Genomic DNA, 23,552 nt, shown 5'->3' with positions numbered 1-23,552 from the left:
GTCGTTATGCATTCATGATCACAAATAGACAAACTACAAACATCAGTAATCCCATCGCCAGCAAATTTAGATGGAAGCTAGCGGTGAGTTCCTTGGCGTCTGTGGCTGTCATTATCGGTTTTAAAGAAAGGTGCGACGGCAATGAGTTTTTAAGGGGTATCAATGTATTTTGTGTATCTACAACCATCAAATAAGACAGGCTAACCGTAGGGAAGTCTTCATATAATTGCGCAATATCGGCTATAAGCTGATTGCCTATGCCAGCTCCATCGAATTCTTGGACCGGGCCATACTGTGTTTCACCTACCTGTATCGATAAGCTATCGCGTTGATAAATTTGAGTTGTTAATTGCTTAGCGTACTGAGGGTGAATAAGATATCGAGCCTGATGTTTGCTTAGGGCGTCAGATAAACCTAAGGCAATGTCGCTGCCTAGGCGCGATACTAAATTGAGTATGGCGAAGTAATCTATTCCAAGGAAAACCAAATCAGTGCCGTTATCCAACGACAATCGCTGCTCTGCAACGGCAATAATATTTGTAAATCCTTGTGTGCGCAGGGTGCTGTAGTCAGATTGATTAAGTTGCTGGCCTGGATTGGCTACAATGACATGGCCCACATTGGTGATCAAAGGTTGCTCGATTTTGGCATAACTTTGTTTCGCCGCTTCATTGATCACTAAAACTGATGTTAAGCCCGCGCACCCGATAAACAGTGCAGTAAAAACCAATCCTATTGTCAGCGGCGTTTGTTTGTGGCTTTTGATTAGCAACTTGAATACTTGAAAAAACCGCTCGCTATTCATGTTGTAGGGACAATCGACCGTTGCGCAATAGATAGTGACAATCAGCGCGTTTGGCTAATTGAAGGCTATGTGTCACTAAAACTAGAAAAGTATTATTTAAAGTGCATAATCTAAAGAGTAAATTAGCCACTTTATCACTGTTTTTATCATCAAGGTTGCCGGTAGGTTCGTCAGCTAGTAGCAACTTGGGTTTGTGTGCTAAAGCTCGAGCAATTGCAACTCGTTGCTGCTCTCCCCCAGATAACGCTTGAGGCATTTTATTTTTGAGAGCACTGAGGCCTAATTCATCAAGCAAAGATTGTATATAATCTTGTTCAACTTGTGAGTTGATACGGGCTGGAAAGCAAATATTATCCCACACATTTAAACATTCAATTAAATTGAAGCGTTGGAAAACCAACCCTAAGTGTTGTCTGCGATAATCGTCAGCTTGAGAAGTGCTAAACTGACTAATCAGCAAATCATCCACTTTAATCGTTCCTGAATCCGGTTTATCTACTGCCGCCAATAAGTGCAGCAAGGTGGATTTGCCAGAGCCAGATTCGCCAGTGATAGCCACATGCTTTTCGTCTTGAACGCTCAGTTCAAGATCAATTAAAATGGATTTACGTTGTTTTCCATCTTGATAGGATTTGTTGACCTTGTGAATTTGTATCAAACAACACTCCTATTAACCGATTGGAAGACTTAACTTTCTTCACGTAGAAAAGAAAAGAAATCTTCTCCAGTCAGGCGTTTCATTTGAGTAAATAAATAAGCCAGCGCTGCAAACAACATTATCAAGCTGGGGATCATGATGATTGGGTAACTCAAAGCGGTCATTCTACCTAACTCTTCTGCATAAGCTGTGGTGCCTGGCTCGCTAACTAATATGACTTTAGCCAGAACATAATTGAGAACTGACGATAAGAAGAAAGAAGCGGCAACAATGTAAGAGCTAATCGTAATTTTTCGTTCAAAAAGTTTGGTGTTGTCGTTGTTTTCTAATGCTTGGCTCAATGCTGGCCAATCAATAACATTGTCATTTAGGATTAGTAATTTCACTAGGGATTTATGGGTGTATTGCGACACTAAAACCGCAATCCCGAGGATAGCTGGAATGGCAGCTTCTTTAATCGCGATGTATTCCGCGGGTAATTTAAGCAGCGTAATCCCACCCGTTAGAAAAACACTTACAATTCCCAAAACTGAATAGCCGTTAACTTTACCTGACTTTTTCAAGTCCCAAAGCCCAAAGCCAATTGGAAAGATAAGCGCACACACCACACTCCAAGCTGGCCCTAAGTAATCTTCACCGCTTAAGTTAGTCAGGATCAATACCGGAATTACGATATTGAATGCTAGGTTTCCGAGAAAACCACCGTTTTGCGATTGTTTTTTTGATGGTTTTGTCGACACGTCATTGTTCATATTGTTGCTCATAATAGATGTACTTTAATGCTGCTGATTGACGATTATATATAAGAAAAGAAGCCGACACTACGATTACTCTGGTATCGAATTTATTTAACCTAATCTGTAGGATAGGATGTGTCGGACAATTAAATATTATATAACTATTTCATAGTGTTAGTGAGGGGGACTTATTATCCTATAGTTCAGGTTAATTAGGTTTGGCCCACAACTTTGCCGCTACTAAGCCAGCGATAAAACCAAACAAATGAGATTCCCAAGACACAAAGGGGCGGGTAGGCAGTACCCCAAATATTAAACCACCATAAAAGAAGGCCACGACTAGGGCGATAATGATCAGTTTAATACGCCCAGAGATTAAGCCGCCTAAGATTAAGAAACCTAGATAGCCATAAATAAGTCCGCTGGCGCCAATGTGCATTGCAGGGCGGGCCAATAACCAAACAGACACACCTATGCTGAGCATTAGAAATAGAGTCACCTTAATATAACGCTTCATGCCATATTGCAGAAGCAAAAAACTGAAGATTGCTAAGGTGACAATGTTAGACGCAAAATGTTTTACATCGCCGTGTAAGAAATGACTAAACAATATACCTTTCAAGCCAAATACTTCGCGCGGATAATTGCCCAATAAGTTAAGCGCTCGACCGGTGAACATATTCACCACTTCTATCGCAGTGAAAAGTACCACCAGTGCGAAAACAAACTTGAATTGGGCGCGCAATTGGGCTGCATGGGCCATGTGTCTATCCTAGAATAATGTGCGGTAAGTAACGGGACATATCTTGGGTAATCAAAGAGGTATCTTCGCGGACCGAAATACCCGCCGCTTGATTGTCCACAAGCCATGAACCTATTAACGTATAATTTTGATCGAATCGAGGAAGGGGCGAGTACGCCTGATAAATAAATCCTTCTTCACCATAGGGGCCGTCGGCCGCCAGCACAGTTTTACCTGCTTCTAATATCGAGATATTTGCCCCTTCACGAGAAAATATCGGCTTTTTAACAAGTTTGGTTTCATTACTTAAATGTAATTCGTGATCGAAATAAGCCGGCAATAAATTGGGGTGGCCGGTAAATTTTTTCCACAGCATGGGCATCAATGCTTTGTTTGATAAAATCGATTTCCACAAGGGTTCAATCCAATTGGTAGCCGAATCTATGAGATGTTCAGCGAACTCTTCTCTTTGCATAAACTCCCACGGGTAAAGTTTAAACAAAGTTTCAATTTCATTGTTTTGCATATCGGTGTAACGACCAGACTCACCGATACCAATGTCTTCGATAAACACAAAAGGCGTTTTGAGCCCCGCTTCTGCGGCACAATCCTGCAGGTATTGCACGGTACCACGATCCTCGATGGTGTCTTGGCAACAGGCAAAATGCAGATGGTCAATTCCATAATGTCGAGATATTTCTCGCATACGGTGGATTAGTTTTTCTTGCAGGGAGTTGAATTGATCTGATTGTCGCGAAAGTTGATTCGCATCGACTAGATCTTGCAGCCACAGCCACTGCCAAAAACCAGATTCGTACAAGCTCGTTGGCGTATCGGCATTGTTTTCATACAGCTTAGCGGGATTTTTTCCATCATAAGCAAAATCTAAACGAGAATATAATGACGGATCTTGACGACGCCAAGAGTCGGCTATCGGTTGCCAGAAAGTTTCCGGGATACGGAATTGTTCCAATAAGGCTTCACTTTTGCATACCTCATCGACCACGGCGAGACACATGTCATGCAGCGCTTGGGTGGGGGCCTCAAGATCATCTTCTATTTGTTTTAAAGTAAACTGGTAGTAAGCCGACTCATCCCAATAGGGCTCGCCGTACATGCTGTGAAAGGTGAAGCCAAATTCCTTGGCTTTTTGCTGCCAAGCTTTTCTGGGCGTACTGGGCATTCTAAACATGCCTACTCCAGTCTACCAGTTCAAATTCGAATGTTATCAACCGCCCCAACCACTTCTACTGCTTTTACTACCCCAGTTTGATTTAGCACGCACTGTGCTACCGAAGCCGCCACGCTTAATAGTGCGAGTTACGGCGGGCTTGGGTTTAAATGCATCCGGTCGCACTTTGTGTCGGCGTTGTCGCAAATCACCGTAGTTGTATCCATCTGCACCTATCCATCGATAACGATAAGATGAGTAAGGAGAATAAGAGGTAAATAACGGTTGGTATTGATAGCGATTCGGCGTTAATAAATTACTCAGCATGTAACCGGCCATAAATGGCATGAAAAACGAACCTGAACTGCGTTCCACATTACGACACTGATTGGGACCAAATTCGTTTTCACAGTCAGATTGGCTGCTATATTTGGGACCGGTGCGCTCCGCTTCGGCTAATGCTTGTTGGTAAGCGGTTTCACAGACCTGTGCTTGTTCTGGGTTATCTCTAGCGCATTCTTCCGCGTTTTTATAGATAACCGCATCTTGTCGATCGCCAGAGCATGCGGCTAGAAACACACTGGCCACGCCCAGCGCTAATGGTTTTGGCGCAAATTGTTTGCGCATTCTGGAGAGATTAATGTGTGCACTGCGTTTGCGTGTCATAAACTACTCCTAATAAGTCATACAGGCTGCATTGAGCAAACCGACTCCAATTGAAATCGACGCCAACATAACACCCGCAGATACTTCCTGATTGTCGATTCGTTCGGCAATTTTTGGCATAAAGGAAAAGCGCAATATTAAAAATGCCAGCACCTGAGCGATTAGCGCGACTAATCCCCAGACTGAAAAGTCGATTAGTGAAGCTGAATTAGATACTGCCCCTGCCAATGCAATACAAAAACCGACGATTGCTCCACCAAAACCAATGGCTGCAGCGGTGTTACGATCTTCTTTAACTAACTTCCACTCATCGTGAGGTGTGACTAATGCGTAGGCTATTTTAAATATAAATAATAGGACAATCGATACCGCGAAATAGATAACGAAATTACTCAATCCAGACAATGATGCTAAAACGGCATCCATAGTTTTCTCCTTTTAGGTATTTATGTTACTTGTTACTTAGCCGTTGATTCTGATATCCGCAGGTGAGATATCAAAACCGGTGCTTAACACCAAACAACGATCATGATTGCTATTAATAATTTTTTCTTCAGCACAGACTAACAGTGTCTCTATCTCAGTGTTACTGATATCTCTTTCATAGAGCATCACAAATTGATCGGTTTCACTGATATCACCGTCTAGTTCATAAGTCTTTTCGGTCATGGCAACGGGCGGGGACGTGTCCCCAATGGCGTTCCATACGCGAGAAAAGGTCACCCCGTTTACTGCATATTGCGGTTGTGACACTTGCTGCTCAATTAGGGTTTTCCATTGTGCAGATGACCCCACTGTCTGCGTCTCATAGAAATACCATAACTTAACGTCCGTGACATGACTCTCAGAATCACCGCCGTCTAGCACGACTTGCAAAAAAGCATCATCATCAGTGTAAAACCGCAGGATTTTTCCACCTGTATCTAAGTGTGCTTCTCCAACTGCTTGGATCAAATGCTGTCTAGCAGCGCCTTCGATGGTTAATTCTGGCTCTATTAATTTCAGTTTTAAGTCATCAAGCTCAAAAGAACCGCCTAAATACAGTCCCATTACCTCAGGTGCTTTAGGCGCTTGCTTGGTGTCTTTTTTGGTAAACCATTTTGAAAACATACCGCCTCCGACTGCGTCTAAACGTGCGCTAAAGATTGCCAATCGAGCTGATTAATGCGCTGTTTAGCAATGTAAAACAATTTATAGTGGGCCTGAATATGCTCAGTTAGATCGGGATTTAATGTCACTTTTGCTGGAATCGTGGGCTCTACATAGCCGATAAAAGTGGCGTGATAATCTCGTTTCAATACGGTAAATAGACTATCTACTGAAAACGTCGGCGCATCAGCGGGCACTTCGATGGAATATTGGGCTTGTCCATCCTGCACGGTTAGCAAATCATGTTGAATAAGCCCGGAACCTGGATCAAACGCCGATTTGGCAAGCATCTCAACGGCAACACTGGGCGTACATTCCACGTTTGGACAATGATTCTGTAACAGCTCAACCAAGCTCTCGTCTTTAAAATAAGCTAGCATATGGGCGTTTTGATTGCGTTTACTGCAATATAACGCGGTAGTCATAGTGACATCATCTTCGGGGTTATCCATGATGATCACCGATGCACTTTGAATACAAGCTCTGTCCATACTGTCGTCATGATTAAACGAATTGACCTTAACAAATTCAATAAGGTCAGGCATGGGGTTTTCAATATCGGCTTTGACACACAATACAATGTCAGGACGACCCGCTACTTCATCGCGTTCTTTTAGTAGTAGGTTAAGCAGTTGCAACGTGCGCTGGCCATTCCAACCAATAACCAACACGTGATTTTCTAGATTAAGTGGTTTCAACCCTTTTACTCCTTTTTGCCATTGCATGGATACCCATGAAGCGACCCGCCCCAGCACTAAAGCGAATATACTCAAACCTAATGGGATCACATAAAACGAGACAATCAGTTTACCGGCATCAGTAACCGGAGACATATCACCGTAACCTACCGTTGAACCTGTAACGACCAGCCAATAGATAAAGTCACTACTGCCCAGTAAATCGGTTTCATTTGCAGAATAAAGTAGTAGCCAACTGCTCAGCCCATAAAACAAAAGCGCCAGTACAATACTGTACCAGCGCATTTCTGAGAATACTCTGACTAACACTTTACGCACTTTGTGGAGTACTAACATCCGTGAAATATTCCGCGTTATTGTCCTAGTATTCGTTTAAGTTCATCATCAGCCGACGTCTTACCGCCTTTGATCCCAGCTTCTGCAAGGCGTTTTTCTAGATCGTCACTGGACTCTGATGAGGCGAGCTCTTCAGCGGCTTCAAGTTCTGCACTTCTGAGCTTTTGCTTATCCTGGATCCGAGATAAGGACTCCGTGGCCGTTTTCATTTTACTATTCGCACCCATGTGACGAGAAGACACGGCCACTTGCGCTTTTTGTACAGACTCAGTTGCTTTGACCATGTCGACTTGCTGTTCAAGTCGCTTTAAATTGGCTTTTGCCTGACTGATATTGCCAGCTAATTGCTTTTCTGATTGGGTGAACTGATCAAGAAATGTTTGTTCAGTTTCCATTTCTGCCGTCAAATCTGCTACTTTTTGCGCACAATCCAAGGCTAATTGTCTATCGGTATCTATGGCCTTGCGAGCGTGCTCTTCATACTGACTGATCGAGGTTTTCAAACTGTCGACCTTCTGTTTTGCTAATTTACATTTAGCTAAAATCTGTGTCCGAGCATGATCTGACTTACGCAATTCCTCTTTGGCTTCGCGAATTTCTTGTTCAAGGATGCGGATTGCCTGACTATCTACAACAGATTGTGCCGCTTCTGTGGCTCCACCTTTTACTGCTGTAACTAACTTTCTCCAAACAGACATAAAAATCTCCTAATTACCAACGGGTTACTGCAAATGTTCTTGGTAAGCGTCTAAGAACGCTTCGACATTTTGAAACAATGCAGCGAGTTCGATCATGATACTTTCCGCTTTTGACTGAGAGCTCAGCGCACCAAATGCGGTGTAATACTCTTGCTCCCCGATAACGGATATACCTATGGTGGTGAGCGGAAAAAGCATATGAGTTTTCAAAATCACTTCATTCAGCGCACTTTTATCTTTTACTTCAGATGTTGAAAACAAAAGGGATTCAAGAATAATTTGCTCACCGCTTATCGCCAGCCAAGCATCCAGTCCATCTTTATTTCCAATCTTCAAACAATTTTCTTCCAGCGTAACAACCAAGTCGTTATCTTCTGAAATAAGGGTCTTAAGTTTATTAAGGTCCCAAGTCATGCCTACTCTCCTGTCAGTGTAATGACTATAGTATGTTACCTTTGTTGACGAAAAAACATGGTCAATGTTCAATTCATTTGTAAGTTTTTTCGCAACGACATGAATAATAGTAATAATAAGTTTAATTTGTCAATTATTATTTTGTCTTTTTGTGTTATATAGGGTATTTTTGTAAATTATAAGTCACAAATAAACATACTTTAGGGGCTGCTTGATGACAGAGAATCATACTAATAGAGATTGGAGACAAGCTGTTCAGCGTATTATTAAATCTGAAATGTCAAAGCGTGGTGTTAAGTACCAAGAACTCAGCGATCGTTTGGCTGGTATTCAAGTAGTGCAATCTGCCGATAATTTGCGTAATAAAGTGAATAAAGGAATATTGGGCGCCGATTTGTTATTGCAAATTATGTTTGTACTGAATATGCGTAAGATTGAACGGGATGAAATCGTTGAAATTTTTGCTGACATGGGGGTTTCCTTAGAGGAGCATTAAGGGATTTGGTAGACTTGAATTGTTGCCTTTATCAACAGGCAAAAAAAAGCCCAACAGGGGATGTCAGGCTAAAAATCGTTTGGGAGAAACGTCGAAAAAGTTAATGTGTATATAATTTAGCCTACTGACATTTTTCTACAAGCAAAAGCAGGTATGGAGAAAGCATTGCAGGTATAATTTTTAATACGTAAAATGATTGGCAATATATTTTGGAACTGCTAGAGCGCAACATGAAATTATCAGATTTTCACTTTGATTTACCGCAAGAGTTAATAGCCAGATACCCAACCCAGCAGCGCACAGCAAGCCGGTTGCTATGTTTAGATGGGCGCACAGGCAAGGTTGAACACGCTATGTTCAATCAGTTTGTCGATCGCATCGAAAGCGGTGACTTACTTATTTTTAATAATACCCGAGTTATTCCTGCGCGGCTGTTGGGGGAAAAATCAACGGGCGGTAAAATTGAAGTGTTGGTAGAACGAATTCTTGACGACAAACGCATTTTGGCGCACGTCCGGTCCAGCAAATCCCCCAAACCTGGCGCTAAGCTAATTTTAGAAAAGCACATCCATTTAGAGATGGTTGCTCGTCAAGACCAATTGTTTGAATTAAAAGTACTCAACGATGAAGCTATTTTACCTTTATTAGAACAGTACGGTCACATGCCGTTACCACCCTACATCGACAGACCTGATGAACAATCGGATAAAGAGCGTTATCAAACCGTGTATTCAGAAAAGCCGGGTGCAGTGGCTGCACCCACCGCTGGTTTGCATTTTGATGAAGCTACTTTGGCTGCGCTAAAAGAAAAAGGGGTCAACACCGAATTTGTGACTCTGCACGTTGGCGCTGGTACTTTTCAACCTGTTCGGGTAGAAAACATTCAAGAGCATCACATGCATTCGGAATATGCTGAAGTACCCCAACAGGTAGTGGATGCAATTATTCGAACTAAGCAAAACGGTAAGCGCGTTATCGCGGTGGGTACAACGTCAGTCCGTTCGCTTGAGTCTGCCGCAGCGGCAAGTATCAAACAGGGACAACCACTTGCTGCGTTTTTTGATGATACTGATATCTTTATTTACCCAGGTTATCAATTTGAAGTAGTCGATGCCATGTTAACCAATTTTCATTTGCCAGAATCGACACTGATCATGTTGATCAGTGCATTTGCAGGGCGAGATAATGTGATGTCAGCCTATCAACAGGCAATCAGCCAAAAATATCGATTCTTCAGTTATGGCGATGCGATGTTCATCGAAAAAGCCAGTTAATTGAAGCGCTTACAAGATAATTTCGAGACTGCTAATAACACCTAAAAACCTCGGCTTTTAAAGGTTATTAGCAGTTTGTTAGATTATTCCGCATTTGTCGATTTCAGCCACACCATTATTCCTTTATAATCCCCGCTGTTTTTCGGCACTGGACTGTTTTCCGGTTGGCAGAAAGTAAAGAAGGTTACTATGAAATTTGAACTAGATTGTACTGACGGCAAAGCGCGTCGCGGAAGATTGGTATTTGAACGTGGGACAGTAGAAACTCCCGCATTCATGCCAGTAGGGACATACGGCACAGTGAAAGGAATGACACCGGAAGAGCTCGAAGAGACCGGTGCGCACATTTGCTTGGGCAACACCTTTCATCTCATGTTACGCCCCGGCACTGACATTATGAAATTGCACGGTGATTTGCATGATTTTATGCATTGGCATAAACCCATACTCACCGATAGCGGTGGATTTCAGGTTTTCAGCTTAGGTGATTTACGTAAGATCACCGAAGAGGGCGTTACTTTTCGTTCTCCGATTAACGGCGAGAAAATATTACTCACCCCTGAAAAATCTATGGAAGTGCAGCGCGACCTAGGCTCAGACATCGTTATGATATTTGATGAATGTACGCCATATCCTGCCACTGAAGCACAAGCGCGAACCTCTATGGAGCTTTCCTTGCGCTGGGCAAAACGCAGCAAGCAAGCTCATGAAGGTAACCCGTCTGCGTTGTTTGGCATTATTCAAGGTGGCATGTACGAAGGCTTACGAGATCAATCGTTAAAAGGTCTTGAAGATATCGGATTTGATGGTTACGCGATTGGCGGTCTTTCTGTCGGTGAGCCCAAAGAAGACATGATCAGAGTGTTAGATCATACCGCGGATAAAATTCCAGCTGAAAAGCCTCGTTATCTAATGGGCGTTGGTCGGCCAGAAGATATCGTTGAAGCGGTGCGTCGCGGCATTGATATGTTTGATTGTGTAATGCCAACCCGAAATGCACGTAACGGACATTTGTTTGTTACTGAAGGCGTTATCAAAATACGTAATGCAAAACATAAGACAGATACTGGCCCTTTAGATGAAAAATGTGACTGTTACACTTGTAAAAACTATTCCAGGTCATATCTACATCACTTAGACAAGTGCAACGAGATACTCGGTGCCAGACTGAACACTATTCACAACTTGCGTTATTATCAGCGTGTTATGCAGGGGCTAAGAGACGCCATTGCTGAACAAAATCTGGACGCATTTGTAGAAGAATTTTACACCCAAAAAAATATGCCGGTACCGGCGTTATAACTATAACAAGAGGAACTTATGAGTTTATTTATCTCCAACGCCCATGCACAAGCTGCAGGTGGACCAGCAGACAGTGGTTTCGGCATGCTTATTATGCTTGGCGTATTCGGTCTTATCTTTTATTTCATGCTTTATCGCCCACAAGCCAAACGTGTTAAAGAGCACAAAAATTTGATCGCCTCAATCAGTAAAGGTGATGAAGTCTTGACCCAAGGTGGCATGGTTGGGAAAGTGTCTAAAGTAAATGAAGACAAAGACTTCATCGAAATCGCCTTGAATGACAATACCAATATTGTTATCCAAAAAGGAGCGGTTTCAGCAGTCTTGCCAAAAGGCACCATGAAATCAATCTAAAAAAAGCGAATAGGCAAACCCAGGTTTGCCTTTTTCGTTGATGCAGTGAAGGAAAAGCAAGTGTTAAATAAAACCCCTCTGTGGAAGTATATGATGGTACTGATTGTGGTTGCAGTCTGTACCTTATATGCCTCTCCCAACCTCTATGGTGAGGACTACGCAGTTCAAATATCCGCGAGTCGTGACGCTGCTGTTGATACTAATCTTGTCGACAGAGTATCAGAACAGTTAGCTCAAGCAGGGATTGACAAAAAGTCGATTTCTCTTGAAAACGGCCAAGTACTAATCCGTCTGAAAGACGACAGCTCTCAACGACTGGCTCGCGAAAAGCTAGATGTCGCTTTAGGTAAAGATTATGTGGTTGCCATGAACTTGGCACCGGATACGCCAGAGTGGCTCGACAGCATTGGTGGAACACCGATGAAGCTAGGTTTGGACTTACGTGGTGGTGTTCACTTTTTGATGGAAGTGGACATGAATTCTGTTATCACCAAGTCACTAAAGGACATGGAAGGGGATTTTAAAACCTCACTGCGTGAAGAAAAAATTCGCTATCGCCGAGTGACTATAGTCGATGAAACAGTTCAGATTACTTTTCGCGATCAAGATACGCTGGATAGCGCTGAATTCTTTTTGAAAAACCGTAATCAAGATATCACCTTGGTCGAACAGGGCGAATTGATGCTTGTGGCAAGTATGTCACAGCAGAAATTAGCCGAGATTCGCGATTATGCGGTTAAGCAAAACATCACTATTATGCGTAATCGAGTAAACCAACTAGGTGTTGCTGAACCACTGATACAGCGCCAAGGTGCTGATCGTATCGTTGTGCAATTGCCCGGTATTCAAGATACCGCGAGAGCCAAGGAAATCCTTAATACTACCGCTACCCTTGAATTTAAAATGGTCGATTTAGAGCATGATGTGCGCGATGCGTTAACGGGGCGCGTACCTCCAGGTTCCGAACTTATTTATGATCGCCAAGGTGTACCGCAATTATTAGTTGATAAGGTCATGTTGGAAGGTTCTCATATCATCGATGCCAATAGTGGTGTGGATGAATATGGCATGCCTAAAGTGTCTATCTCCTTGGATTCTGCTGGTGGTAGTAAAATGTCATTGGCCACTAAAAATAATATCGGTAAGCCAATGGCAACGGTCTTTATTGAAAATGAAGCGACCGGCGAGCGTGATGCCAACGGTAAGTTAGTTTTCAAAGAAAATCGTGAATTGGTTAATCAAGCCACTATTCGTGCGCAATTGGGTAATCGTTTTGAAATTACCGGTTTAGACTCACCTAAAGAAGCACGCGATCTCGCCTTGTTGCTTCGAGCCGGTGCCTTGATTGCCCCTATTGCCATAGTGGAAGAACGAACGGTTGGACCTAGCCTTGGTAAAGAGAATATCGATTTAGGTATGCAGGCCATTATTTGGGGCTTCGCGTTAGTACTTATTTTTATGCTGATTTATTACAAAGCCTTTGGCGTTGTTGCTAATGTTGCTTTAACCGCAAACCTTGTCATGATCGTCGGGGTTATGTCGATGATCCCTGGCGCGACATTAACCTTGCCCGGAATGGCGGGTATTGTTTTAACCGTTGGTATGGCGGTGGACGCCAATGTGCTCATTTTTGAGCGGATACGTGAAGAGCTTAGAGATAGTCGCAGTCCACAACAAGCCATCCACCATGGTTACGACAGTGCCTTTTCTACTATTTTGGATGCCAATATCACTACTTTCATCGCCGCGCTAATTTTGTTTGCGGTCGGTACAGGTCCTATCAAAGGTTTCTCGATCACCTTGATGATCGGAATAGTAACATCAATGTTCACCGCGATTGTTCTTACGCGCGCCATCGTAAATGGTGTGTGGGGCGGCAAGCGTTTACAGAAACTTTGGATTTAGGAGCGGGACATGCGTTTTTTTAAAATGAAAGAAAGTATCGACTTTATGTCAATGCGCATCCCGGCATTGATTCTGTCTGGGTTATTGATAATAGGGTCATTGACCTCTTTGGCTGTGAATCAGTTGAATTGGGGTTTGGACTTTACCGGCGGTACGTTAATTGAGGTGGGATATAAAGAGCCCGCGCAATTAGATGTTATACGCACGCAATTAGATTCGGCTGGCTTTGGTGATGCCATTGTACAAAACTTCGGAAGCAGTGAAGATGTACTGATCCGTTTAGCACCACGGGATAACGTCAAAGCGGAGCAATTGGGTGACCAAGTGCTGGCCACCTTGCGTGAAAATGGTGATGAGCTAGATATGCGTCGTATCGAATTTGTTGGCCCTAATGTCGGTGAAGAGTTAACTGAGCAGGGCGGGTTAGCCATGCTTGCGGCCCTTATCTGTATCCTTATCTATGTCGCGATGCGCTTTGAATGGCGATTTGCATTGGGATCTGTGGTTGCATTGGCTCATGATGTTATTCTTACCTTAGGCTTGTTTTCGATACTACAATTGGAATTTGATCTCACGGTATTGGCTGCGGTTTTGGCCGTAATAGGGTACTCGTTGAACGATACTATAGTGGTGTCTGACCGTATCCGTGAAAACTTCCGAAAAATTCGTAAGGGTGAGCCGATTGAAATTATTAACACCTCCCTAACGCAGACACTGAATCGAACTATTATCACTTCATTGACGACAATATTAGTATTGCTGGCACTGTTTTTTAAAGGTGGTGCTTTGATCCACGGTTTTGCCACGGCATTGCTGTTTGGTGTGGTTATCGGTACTTATTCGTCTATTTATGTGGCCAGTTTGGTCGCCCTAATGTTAGGTATCAGTAAAGAAGACTTGATGCCCACAGAAGTAGAGAAAGAAGGCGCTGACATGGATTCGTTAGTCTAGTCACCTTTTTAGGTTTGATAAAAGGCCGAGCTTTGCTCGGCTTTTTTGTATTGAATTCAAACGCATGCATAATGAAGTGAAAAAAACTACCCTAAAATCATAGGTTTAGCTATTAAAAATAGGTTTAATTATAGATTGTTTCACCGTACTCTATAGGCTGGAATAAGCGCAAAGAGAAACGTGTGGATAATTTTACAGCAATGATATTTCTAAGCACACTGTTTGTGCTACATAGTGTCATTGCTTTTGTATTCTTATCTTATGTGCCCACCAACAACAATCGTTGTAAAATTAATTCGATCCGTTATTTCCAGAGCTATTTCATGTTTGCCAGTATTGGCTATTTATTCGATGTTGGTCGTCCTTGGTTACCGTTTGAATTATCGGTTTTTATTACGCACCTTTTCTTAATATCCGCAGCCTATAGTGTGGTTTTGGGGATTTCTTGGCGCTATAAGTTCCATCGACATATTTTTTCGTGGTCGATTTTACTGCATATCGCACTTTATTCATTCGCACAGTTGCTGCTAAGTATCTATTTTCCAGAAGAAGTACTGTACCGATTGATGCTTATTTATATCAATATACCTGGTGTGTTTTTGTTCGCACTGTCTTTATTTGGCCGGTTTAAATCGGATAATCCGACCTCCGATAAAATGCTTAAATTTGCGACTTTGTTTGTGGTAGTCAACGTGCTTAGCATACCGGTTTTCTATTTTGGCACCAACACTCATGTGATGTTTATGAATGTCCAATTGCTCAGCCAAAACTTAGTGGTGTTTGTGCTTTTTAGTGCGATTACGTTTAGTGCATTATACGACAATATGTGTGATTACAAACGCAACGTCAGAATTGATGCCGTGACTGGACTCTACAATCGTGCGTATTTCATTGAGCAAGCCACTCGATTTTTGCTTGCCGCCCAGCGCCATGAATTTCCAATGAGCCTAGTGTTATGTGATATCGATAAATTTGCTCAAATTCAAGAAACCTTGGGTGACGTTGCTTGTGAAAGTGCGGTTTTGGCTACCGCGGACGTGATCAAACAAGCGACCAGAGAAAAAGATCTTATCGCACACTATGGCCCCCATGAGTTTGTTATTCTCTTACCTCTGACTCGTGTGCAAGGGGCTTCGTTAATAGCCGAAAGGATGCGTGCAGAAATAGAAGCGTTGACACTGAGTTTCGAACAACATCAGTTTTCTGTGACCGCTAGCTTTAGTGTATCCAATATCGAACATCACACCGACATTAACACCCGGCTAGAGGCTGCTATTGCAGCGTTAAGAAAAGCTAAACAATCGGCAAGCAATCAAATTATCCAGAGTTCAGATTAACGAGACAGTGGTGGCGTTGCCGCAACTTGTGTGCTTTTGGATTCACTTTGATAGTCATTTCACTCTATACTAAAACGATAAACTTCATTTGTAGTGGTGGTACTTTGTATGAAAGGGAGCAAGCGTTTTGGGGATGTGTAATCTAATCCAACAATCATATTCATTCGTTTCACGTTACAGCTTATTGTTTATGCTGATAAGCGTAATTGTTTTTTCATCTCAAAGCGTTGCCCAATCTTTGAGTGAACAACAACTACGTCACAAAATTGCACAGTTTCAAGTGCTAAAAAATGACATCCTTAGCTTTCGTGATGTCAGTGATTTCAATGATAGACTGCAAGCTTATGATGATCGCGACCAGGCCATAATTATACATTTATGGTTGGATACCCTTAGTCGGCAGCCGCAGCTGAATGAAGCCCTGCGTCAGTGGATTGAAACGCAAACGGCCAATCAACAAAGAGTCATGGCCACCCTATTAGATCACCCGGAACACGCGCTGCCATTGATCAATATTCAAGACCAAGCTAAAGCCACTCTAAAGTTACTGACTATTTCTCAACTACAAGGTGACTTTTCAACGTTATGGCAACAAGGGCAAGTGGTGTGGGCCGATTGGCTGAATAACAAATCACTTCATTATGCCGCTTTCATTCAATGGTTGAAAACACAATCGAGCCAGACTAATGAACAGGTTATCCAGCAACTAGAAGGTGACCATGCTTGGTCATTGTTACCCGATAATCAGGTGTATTTTATCTTACTACAATCTAATCCGTCAGCTCAGTTGGCCGTGCAATTACTGAGTCAGTCAACGGATGAGTTTACCTATCAGTTTTTGCATCATATGCCTGCATTTATGGATGAATTTGACGGACTTAGTGCCCTTGAAGTCGCCTTGCAAAAATCCGAGTTGAACTCTCAATCACTGTTTGTTTTAGCTGCGCATTACACCAACAACCCCAAAGCCCAAGCGATGATAGAAAAGGCATTCGACTCACCAGTACAAAAGTGGCATGCCTTGGCAGTCATCGACAAAATTAACGACCGACATTTTAGAGCAAAACTACATCAACGATTTGAGACGCAACAAACGGCGTTTGCTAAAACGGCGATGCAAGTATTAGCAAAGGGAGATGCGCAATGAAATGCCTGATCTTTTTTGCTATTTTTTTCATTATGGCAGGCAAATCAGCCTTGGCGACAACTTTTACTTATACCAATTCAGAAACCAATAACAACTCAATTCCGCTAGGTTATGAGGTGCCAATCCCAGTTAACTCGCTCACACCTGTCGATGGCTTTCGAACCTATGACAGCCTCAATTTGCGGCATGTGCAATTAAGCCAAGCGTCCGACGTGGTAAGCCAAATAGAAATTGGACGTACGCTAAATGATCTACCCATTTACGCCTATCGCATAAGCGACGACGACAACCTGACAGTGGAAGGCGCATTGGAAGGTGCGGTATTAATTAATGGTGGAATTCACGCAAGAGAGTGGCAAACACCTGAAGCTGTGACTGGTTATATGGAATATTTATTTGATAATAAAGATGATCAATATATCGGCCAGTATCTGTTGGAAAATCTTAATTTTGTCGTTATCCCAGTGCTGAATATCGATGGTTTTTTGCAAACCCAACGATTTCCAAACTTAGTAACGGATTCTCCCGAGACTCCCAGAGATGGTCGTATGCGGCGTAAAAATATGCGTCAGGTCGATACATCATTAGAGACCACGACGGACAATTTTAATGGTGTTGATTTAAATCGCAATAATGCGCCTTATTGGGCCACCAGTACCCGCAGCTCTTCAACCACAACGAGCATTGTATATCATGGTAGCGGAGCGGCTTCAGAGCCTGAAATTCTAGCCTTACAGCAGGCGGCAGTAGTAACAGGTGAAGATCGACTACGTTTTTATATCGACACTCATTCTTTTTCACAATTGTATTTTGCGGACTATACACAAAATAGTCGACGCAATCGACTGAACGATAAACTTGCCAATATCATGCAAGCGGCTAATGACTTTAAATATCAATATAGTCCAGCAACTGCAGGGGTTGGTATAGGTTCAACAGACGAATATTTTGCCAACACATATCAAGCCCTGTCTTACACACTTGAAATAGAGCCGGTTAACTCCAATACCCAATACGGCGGAACAGGAATTTCTCACAGTGGTTTTATATTACCCAATGCTGAAGTGCCAAGGATGCGTGAGGAAACTCGCAAAGCAACTATGGCAGGCTTATATGCCATAACGCATCCGCCGACCGTGAGCGGATTTTCGGTGATTAGAGTCAGCGATCAACAAGAGGTGTTTAGTGGTCAATGGCAATTACAAAATCAACAACGAGCGCTGATTTTGGGGCAGAATTCACCGCTCAGTGCCGACACTGAATATCGATTACAAGTTCATTTTAATAAACCGATGCGCTTGCTTGAAAATAATCAGGTTGTCGGGTTTTCAAACATTACTAACCCGCTTGGTATTGCCATGCAACTAACAGGGATAGTCAATGGCCAACCAGTGGTTTACGATCTCAACACGTCGCAGGGGCAGTGGAATATTGAGCAAGGAATTGTACGCTACAAGACGGACACCTTTGAGCAGCCTTTGCAATTGCCTTCGGGATTTCAATGGGACGATCACAGCTTGTTGGCGTTGTCAGTTAGCACCAAGGATTACACAGGGCAAAACTTAGACAGTGATAGTGCCACTGTGGCGGATTGGCAAAACGGTGCTTGGATACATTATGAAGACAGCACGGGCAACGGGAATTCTGATTTCGGTGGAACCAACAAGTCGACTCGACTGATTGATGATGGCAGTAGTTTATTTACCCAACCCGATCCGGTGCCATTACCTGTACCGCCGTCAGAGTCTGGCAGTGGTGGTGCTATCGGTTATCTACTAATGATAATGTTGCTGAGTTTTGGCTTTCGAAATTCGTGGTCTCGGTAGGGGGCTTAAAAGATCGTCAACTCCGAGGTCTCTCATACCGTCATCCCCGAGGTCTGACCACCACTGTCATCCCCGAGGTCTCACCACCACTGTCATCCCCGAGGTGCTCTTGGTCGGGGAACTCCTCAACAGTCCGTCGTAGTTAGCTACAAACAGGAGTCTGGAAGATCCCGGCTCAAAAAGGACTACCGGGATGACATTGATATGAACGAGCACCACCGGGATGACATAACACGCTGTCATCCCCGAGGTGCTCTTGGTCGGGGAACTCCTCAACAGTCCTTCGTAGTTAGCTACAAACAGGAGTCTGGAAGATCCCGGCTCAAAAGCACTACCGGGATGACAATGATATGAAAGAACACCACCGGGATGACATTATATGAACGAACACCACCGGGATGACATAACACGCTGTCATCCCCGAGGTGCTCTTGGTCGGGGAACTCCTCAACAGTCCGTCGTAGTTAGCTACAAACAGGAGTCTGGAAGATCCCGGCTCAAAAAAGACTACCGGGATGACATGGTATGAAAGAACACCACCGGGATGACATAACACGCTGTCATCCTCGAGGTGCTCTTGGTCGGGGAACTCCTCAACAGTCCGTCGTAGTTAGCTATAAACAGGAGTCTGGAAGATCCCGGCCCAAAAGCACTACCGGGATGACAATGGTATGAAAGAACACCACCGGGATGACATTGATATGAACGAGCACCACCGGGATGACATTGATATGAACGAGCACCACCGGGATGACATAACACGCTGTCATCCCCGAGGTGCTCTTGGTCGGGGATCTCCTCAACAGTCCGTCGTAGTTAGCTACAAACAGGAGTCTGGAAGATCCCGGCCCAAAAAAGACTACCGGGATGACAATGATATGAACGAACACCACCGGGATGACATTGATATGAACGAGCACCACCGGGATGACATAACACGCTGTCATCCCCGAGGTGCTCTTGGTCGGGGATCTCCTCAACAGTCCTTCGTAGTTAGCTACAAACAGGAGTCTGGAAGATCCCGGCTCAAAAAAGACTACCGGGATGACATGGTATGAAAGAACACTACCGGGATGACAATGGTATGAACGAACACCACCGGGATGACATAACACGCTGTCATCCCCGAGGTGCTCTTGGTCGGGGAACTCCTCAACAGTCCGTCGTAGTTAGCTATAAACAGGAGTCTGGAAGATCCCGGCCCAAGAACACCACCGGGATGACAATGATATGAACGAGCACCACCGGGATGACATTGATATGAACGAGCACCACCGGGATGACAATGATATGAACGATCACCACCGGGATGACATGGTATGAACGAGCACCACCGGGACGAGATTATTTAAGGTGTTTAACCAGCGCTTGGACAACTCTAGGGCTGCCAGCAACAATTTCGCCTTTGTACAGTGGGTCATTACCGCCTGTGTAATCAGTTACCAATCCACCAGATTCACGTACCAGCAATTCTCCGGCTGCGATATCCCAAGGTTGAACACCACGCTCCCAATAACCATCGTATCGTCCAGCCGCTACATAGGCCAAATCTAGCGCCGCTGAGCCACATCGGCGCACGTCGCCGCATTGCTTAAAAATGGAAGTGAATTTAGCAATTGCCTGATCAGAGGTGTCTTTGGCTTTGAACGGAAAAGCAGTTGCTAATACCGAATTGTTTAAATCTTTGGCGTTAGATGTGCGGATGCGAAATCCATTTAACTGTGCACCGGCACCTTTACTGGCAGTGAAAAGCTCTCCACGAATTGGGTCAAATACAACCGCTTGGTCGATACGACCTTTGTGCATGAGTGCAATTGAGACGGCAAAATGAGGAATGCCTTTGATAAAATTGGTGGTGCCATCGAGTGGGTCTATGATCCATTTGAAATCTTCGTCTCCGTCGATTATACCGCCTTCTTCGCCCACAAAACTGTGGTCAGGGAAAGACACTCGGATTTTGTCGATGATCGTTTTTTCAGCTTCTTTATCGATTTTTGTGACAAAATCGTTTTCACCTTTTTTCTCTAGTAACAGATCGCCGCGATTTTCAAAACCACGAGTAATGACGTTTCCAGCAGCGCGCGCAGCGCGCACCGCGATATTCAGCATAGGATGCATAAAATCCACCAATTTTTTTAAAGAACAGACTGCAAGGTGTTTCGATTGTGAAATCACACTGCACAAAATTTCGCCGCGAAGTCTATCAGTTTTTCAATTTGATGCAATCCATTTTTAATCTGGCGGACTAAAATTAGGTTTTGAGTAGGTTCTCGATTTTCGCGGTTTTCACTTTGTGGTAAGCCGGCATTTGCTGGTTATCTCGGATTTGACTGTGGCTGAAATTGTGTCGGATCATGACCTCATCCGTCACGTCGAGTAAGTCGCCAACGCCGATGATGCTCCAAAGCTGTTCTTCAAGCACTTTAGCTCGATGAATTGCGTAAACAGCCACATAACTTATTTCAGATTGCAGTCTATCCAGATCAGGACGTCCAGCTCTGGCTAGAAACACTTTGATAGCAATAAATTGTCCCGCTTCCATTGCCTGTTGAATAAAGTTTTTGCGCTCTTTATCGCCATGGAATTGATCAGCGAATCGACTCTTTATGGCTTCATCTATAAAAGACTTGCTGGGGTCAAAAGCGACAAAAATTTCGCGCATCACCGGTTTATTGTTGGTTTTTATTTTCTTTAATGTGTATTGAATAAAGTCTAATTCGACACCGTAAGTCGAATATAAAAAATGCAGGTTAAATTGCCCCGGTTCTGCATCAAAACTTAACAGGTTATTAATTCGACTATTCATGTTGCTGGTGACTAACGCATCGGGGAGGAACTCTATCCCTTCTTTACGAATGAAAAAGGCCGTGTTGATGACGTTTTTGGCATACAGATTTCGCAGTGCATTGCCAATGCCTGGGATTTCCTCTTCTTCTTTGAAGGCTTTTAATTTAGCGCGATTATTACGAATTAATTCATCGAAAAAATGTTGCGCAGTTTTGTTCGATGAATCAGTTACCGCTTGTAAGTGTAAAACATTGCGATCGTATGAGATCCCTTTTACGCGATACGGCAGATCGATAAGTTCATATTTACGTGTGACATTTTGTAAGGTGGGGAAACTTAATCTGACCAGATCTTTTTCGCTGCCATGGAAAAAATCGCCCAGCTCCACACGTAAACCTCGTGTGGAAACATCCTCGCTACTGCCTTCCATTGTAATGTCGCCAAAGTTAAGTAAAACCTTGGTACGCAATTGATACCGAGTTTCTTTACGCTGATTATGATACTTAAAACGAAACATACTCACCGGTGGAGGCACTTTATTACGCGGGTGACCGAATACTTTAAGTTGTGCTATTTCGCCTCGGCGGATTGGAATGCGCTCGTAAATCTGAGTGCCCACTTCATCAGTAATGTCGGTTAACAAGGCGATGTGACGGACGTTTTTTATCCGTGATAATAACCTCGGGGCAGGGGGCTGATTTTGCCGTTTTACTGCACTGCTTACCACATCTGGCAGAGAAAGCGGAATATGTGCTTGCTCTAATTCCATGGGGGTAATTTGCAGTTTGTACACTCGCCAACTTGCTTTTCGAGCCCCATAGCCTAGAAACACTTTCATCAAATCAGGACGTTCAAATAATTCTTCCTGACTAGCTGAGTAAAAATACACCTTGTCATCTTTTACATGGTTGAAGGCGTAGACAATCGTTTCCTGATAAGGCTCAGGCATGGTTAATAATTGAGTGACCCTCTGATGATTAACTAGATATCCGATGCGCAATTCAAATTGCTCATCACTCCAGTAATACAAAGGGTCTTTATTACTGTCATTAATTAACGCATATTTGGGACGATGCACATTGTTCAATTTCTCAATGTAAATCGGCACCGAGGTGAAATTGGGAATAAAGTATTGTTCGTAGGTTTTCAGCTTAATTGCGTTTAAGGTATTGTCCATGTTGACTTTGTAGCGTCGTTTATTGCCATGGATAAACTTTACGAAAAATTCTTCAAACGAATGTGAAGCATGCTCATCGTTTTTCTGCAACGCAATGCGCTGCTCTTTTTGACTGCTTTCTACATCGACAATGGTGTAACCGACACCGGCTTTTCGGTCGATAGTATATTCGCCTTCCAATCCTCTAAACTGAACAGTCAGTCGTTCGCCCACTTTAAATAAGTGGTCATTAGCGATTTTAACTTTCAAACCACTGACCGACACATCGATAGTGGTTGCCTGAATGCTTTTATTCAACTCGGTGAACATTTCCACATTAACGGCGAAGTTCATGCGCTCTTCCGACCGTTTTGCATAAGCTCCAAATTGCAAAACAGGAGCGTGGTGCGGCTTGGCAACTTTAACTTCTTTGCCTTCTTTTTCAGCCTGTTCCCGCTGCTTTTGATAGATGACGCGATAGCTATTTTCAGTATTTCTGACCGCTTCATAGACACCCATGGTGTACTCACCGAATAAACGCACCTGACGTTCAAATACATCGATTGCGGTATCGTCAAGAAAGTGGGATTTGCCTTGGTAAGTATATTCGCGGCAATCACCTACGACTTGACCGCGCAGGTCAATTAATCGCAGACAAGGTTTCGCCAAACGCTTCAATTCCATCTTGATGAGGAAGCGCTTTTGCTTAGGGACATTGGCAGCCACTTGCGATAACACCTGATTAAATTCAGGTTCGTTGATCATGGGTTTGAGCTGCTCAATAATATCTTGGTATTGTTCTAAATCTTGACTCATGCCACTCAATTGTTCGTTATGGTTAAGGCATCATTGTGGTATTCTGTTATCGGCAATGAATGAATAACCTTTGACATCAACTTCTTAGGAGCAACAAACCCAATGGCATAACGCCTTGTGGGGGTGA

23 protein-coding genes are annotated in these 23,552 nt (G+C 43.4%); 9 read left to right on the top strand and 14 right to left on the bottom strand.

Annotated features, from left to right (window positions below; translation table 11 throughout):
• Positions 1–4 precede the first annotated feature (4 nt).
• From ABD036_RS12975 to ABD036_RS12925, 11 genes are all read right to left on the bottom strand, one after another.
• Positions 5–772 carry a hypothetical protein gene (locus ABD036_RS12975; protein ID WP_343860573.1) on the bottom strand — a complete coding sequence of 256 codons (768 nt, stop codon included), beginning with the start codon at positions 770–772 and terminating at the stop codon, positions 5–7.
• 25 nt (positions 773–797) lie between these two features.
• Positions 798–1,463, bottom strand: a complete 666-nt coding sequence (locus ABD036_RS12970; protein WP_343860571.1) for an ABC transporter ATP-binding protein — start codon at positions 1,461–1,463, stop codon at positions 798–800.
• A gap of 29 nt (positions 1,464–1,492) precedes the next feature.
• A complete protein-coding gene (locus ABD036_RS12965) occupies positions 1,493–2,227 on the bottom strand; it encodes a VC0807 family protein (protein ID WP_425542574.1) in 735 nt (244 codons plus the stop codon).
• Positions 2,228–2,408: 181 nt separating this feature from the next.
• On the bottom strand, positions 2,409–2,963 hold the full coding sequence (locus ABD036_RS12960) for a rhomboid family intramembrane serine protease (RefSeq protein WP_343860569.1): 555 nt from the start codon (positions 2,961–2,963) through the stop codon (positions 2,409–2,411).
• A gap of 4 nt (positions 2,964–2,967) precedes the next feature.
• A complete protein-coding gene (locus tag ABD036_RS12955; protein WP_343860567.1) occupies positions 2,968–4,134 on the bottom strand; it encodes a glutathionylspermidine synthase family protein in 1,167 nt (388 codons plus the stop codon).
• 36 nt (positions 4,135–4,170) lie between these two features.
• Positions 4,171–4,779 carry a DUF1190 family protein gene (locus ABD036_RS12950; protein WP_343860565.1) on the bottom strand — a complete coding sequence of 203 codons (609 nt, stop codon included), beginning with the start codon at positions 4,777–4,779 and terminating at the stop codon, positions 4,171–4,173.
• 9 nt (positions 4,780–4,788) lie between these two features.
• Entirely contained in the window at positions 4,789–5,205 is a 417-nt protein-coding gene (locus tag ABD036_RS12945) for a DUF350 domain-containing protein (RefSeq protein ID WP_343860563.1), read from the bottom strand.
• A gap of 36 nt (positions 5,206–5,241) precedes the next feature.
• The gene (locus tag ABD036_RS12940) at positions 5,242–5,889 is read right to left on the bottom strand and encodes a YjfK family protein (protein ID WP_343860561.1); all 648 of its coding nucleotides are present in this window, start codon (positions 5,887–5,889) and stop codon (positions 5,242–5,244) included.
• A 17-nt stretch (positions 5,890–5,906) separates the two neighbouring features.
• Positions 5,907–6,962 (bottom strand): potassium channel family protein, encoded by a 1,056-nt coding sequence (locus ABD036_RS12935; protein ID WP_343860559.1) that lies wholly within the window; start codon positions 6,960–6,962, stop codon positions 5,907–5,909.
• Positions 6,963–6,979: 17 nt separating this feature from the next.
• A complete protein-coding gene (locus ABD036_RS12930) occupies positions 6,980–7,660 on the bottom strand; it encodes a PspA/IM30 family protein (protein ID WP_343860557.1) in 681 nt (226 codons plus the stop codon).
• A gap of 24 nt (positions 7,661–7,684) precedes the next feature.
• Positions 7,685–8,074 (bottom strand): DUF2170 family protein, encoded by a 390-nt coding sequence (locus tag ABD036_RS12925; RefSeq protein WP_343860555.1) that lies wholly within the window; start codon positions 8,072–8,074, stop codon positions 7,685–7,687.
• A 214-nt stretch (positions 8,075–8,288) separates the two neighbouring features.
• On the opposite strand from ABD036_RS12925, the gene ABD036_RS12920 reads away from it, so the two are divergent.
• From ABD036_RS12920 to ABD036_RS12880, 9 genes are all read left to right on the top strand, one after another.
• Positions 8,289–8,570 (top strand): DUF6471 domain-containing protein, encoded by a 282-nt coding sequence (locus ABD036_RS12920; protein ID WP_343860553.1) that lies wholly within the window; start codon positions 8,289–8,291, stop codon positions 8,568–8,570.
• A gap of 230 nt (positions 8,571–8,800) precedes the next feature.
• Positions 8,801–9,844, top strand: a complete 1,044-nt coding sequence (gene queA / locus ABD036_RS12915; RefSeq protein ID WP_343860552.1) for a tRNA preQ1(34) S-adenosylmethionine ribosyltransferase-isomerase QueA — start codon at positions 8,801–8,803, stop codon at positions 9,842–9,844.
• Positions 9,845–10,033: 189 nt separating this feature from the next.
• Positions 10,034–11,146, top strand: a complete 1,113-nt coding sequence (tgt, locus tag ABD036_RS12910) for a tRNA guanosine(34) transglycosylase Tgt (protein ID WP_343860550.1) — start codon at positions 10,034–10,036, stop codon at positions 11,144–11,146.
• Between the two features lie 18 nt (positions 11,147–11,164).
• Entirely contained in the window at positions 11,165–11,500 is a 336-nt protein-coding gene (yajC, locus tag ABD036_RS12905; protein WP_343860548.1) for a preprotein translocase subunit YajC, read from the top strand.
• Positions 11,501–11,560: 60 nt separating this feature from the next.
• Positions 11,561–13,405 carry a protein translocase subunit SecD gene (gene secD, locus ABD036_RS12900; RefSeq protein ID WP_343860546.1) on the top strand — a complete coding sequence of 615 codons (1,845 nt, stop codon included), beginning with the start codon at positions 11,561–11,563 and terminating at the stop codon, positions 13,403–13,405.
• A gap of 9 nt (positions 13,406–13,414) precedes the next feature.
• Positions 13,415–14,356: a protein translocase subunit SecF gene (gene secF, locus ABD036_RS12895; protein ID WP_343860544.1), complete on the top strand. Its 942-nt coding sequence runs from the start codon at positions 13,415–13,417 to the stop codon at positions 14,354–14,356.
• Between the two features lie 182 nt (positions 14,357–14,538).
• Positions 14,539–15,693 carry a GGDEF domain-containing protein gene (locus ABD036_RS12890; RefSeq protein ID WP_343860542.1) on the top strand — a complete coding sequence of 385 codons (1,155 nt, stop codon included), beginning with the start codon at positions 14,539–14,541 and terminating at the stop codon, positions 15,691–15,693.
• Between the two features lie 190 nt (positions 15,694–15,883).
• Positions 15,884–16,840, top strand: coding sequence for a hypothetical protein (locus ABD036_RS12885; protein ID WP_343860540.1), 957 nt, complete (start codon positions 15,884–15,886; stop codon positions 16,838–16,840).
• Positions 16,837–18,666, top strand: a complete 1,830-nt coding sequence (locus ABD036_RS12880; protein WP_343860539.1) for a M14 family metallopeptidase — start codon at positions 16,837–16,839, stop codon at positions 18,664–18,666. Before ABD036_RS12885 ends, ABD036_RS12880 begins: the two co-directional genes overlap by 4 nt.
• Before the next feature lie 614 nt (positions 18,667–19,280).
• Here the strand turns inward: ABD036_RS12880 and ABD036_RS12875 are convergent.
• The 3 genes from ABD036_RS12875 to ABD036_RS12865 form a co-directional block, all read right to left on the bottom strand.
• On the bottom strand, positions 19,281–19,613 hold the full coding sequence (locus tag ABD036_RS12875) for a hypothetical protein (protein ID WP_343860538.1): 333 nt from the start codon (positions 19,611–19,613) through the stop codon (positions 19,281–19,283).
• A 397-nt stretch (positions 19,614–20,010) separates the two neighbouring features.
• Complete coding sequence (suhB, locus tag ABD036_RS12870) at positions 20,011–20,784, bottom strand: inositol-1-monophosphatase (protein WP_343860537.1); 774 nt, start codon at positions 20,782–20,784, stop codon at positions 20,011–20,013.
• Positions 20,785–20,917: 133 nt separating this feature from the next.
• A complete protein-coding gene (locus tag ABD036_RS12865; RefSeq protein ID WP_343860536.1) occupies positions 20,918–23,425 on the bottom strand; it encodes a PilZ domain-containing protein in 2,508 nt (835 codons plus the stop codon).
• Between the last annotated feature and the right edge of the window lie 127 nt (positions 23,426–23,552).

It is taken from the genome of Aliiglaciecola litoralis (genome assembly GCF_039523355.1).
GTDB lineage: Bacteria > Pseudomonadota > Gammaproteobacteria > Enterobacterales > Alteromonadaceae > Aliiglaciecola > Aliiglaciecola litoralis.
Note: the sequence above shows the minus strand (reverse complement) of the source record. Positions and strands in the feature narration are given on the sequence as shown.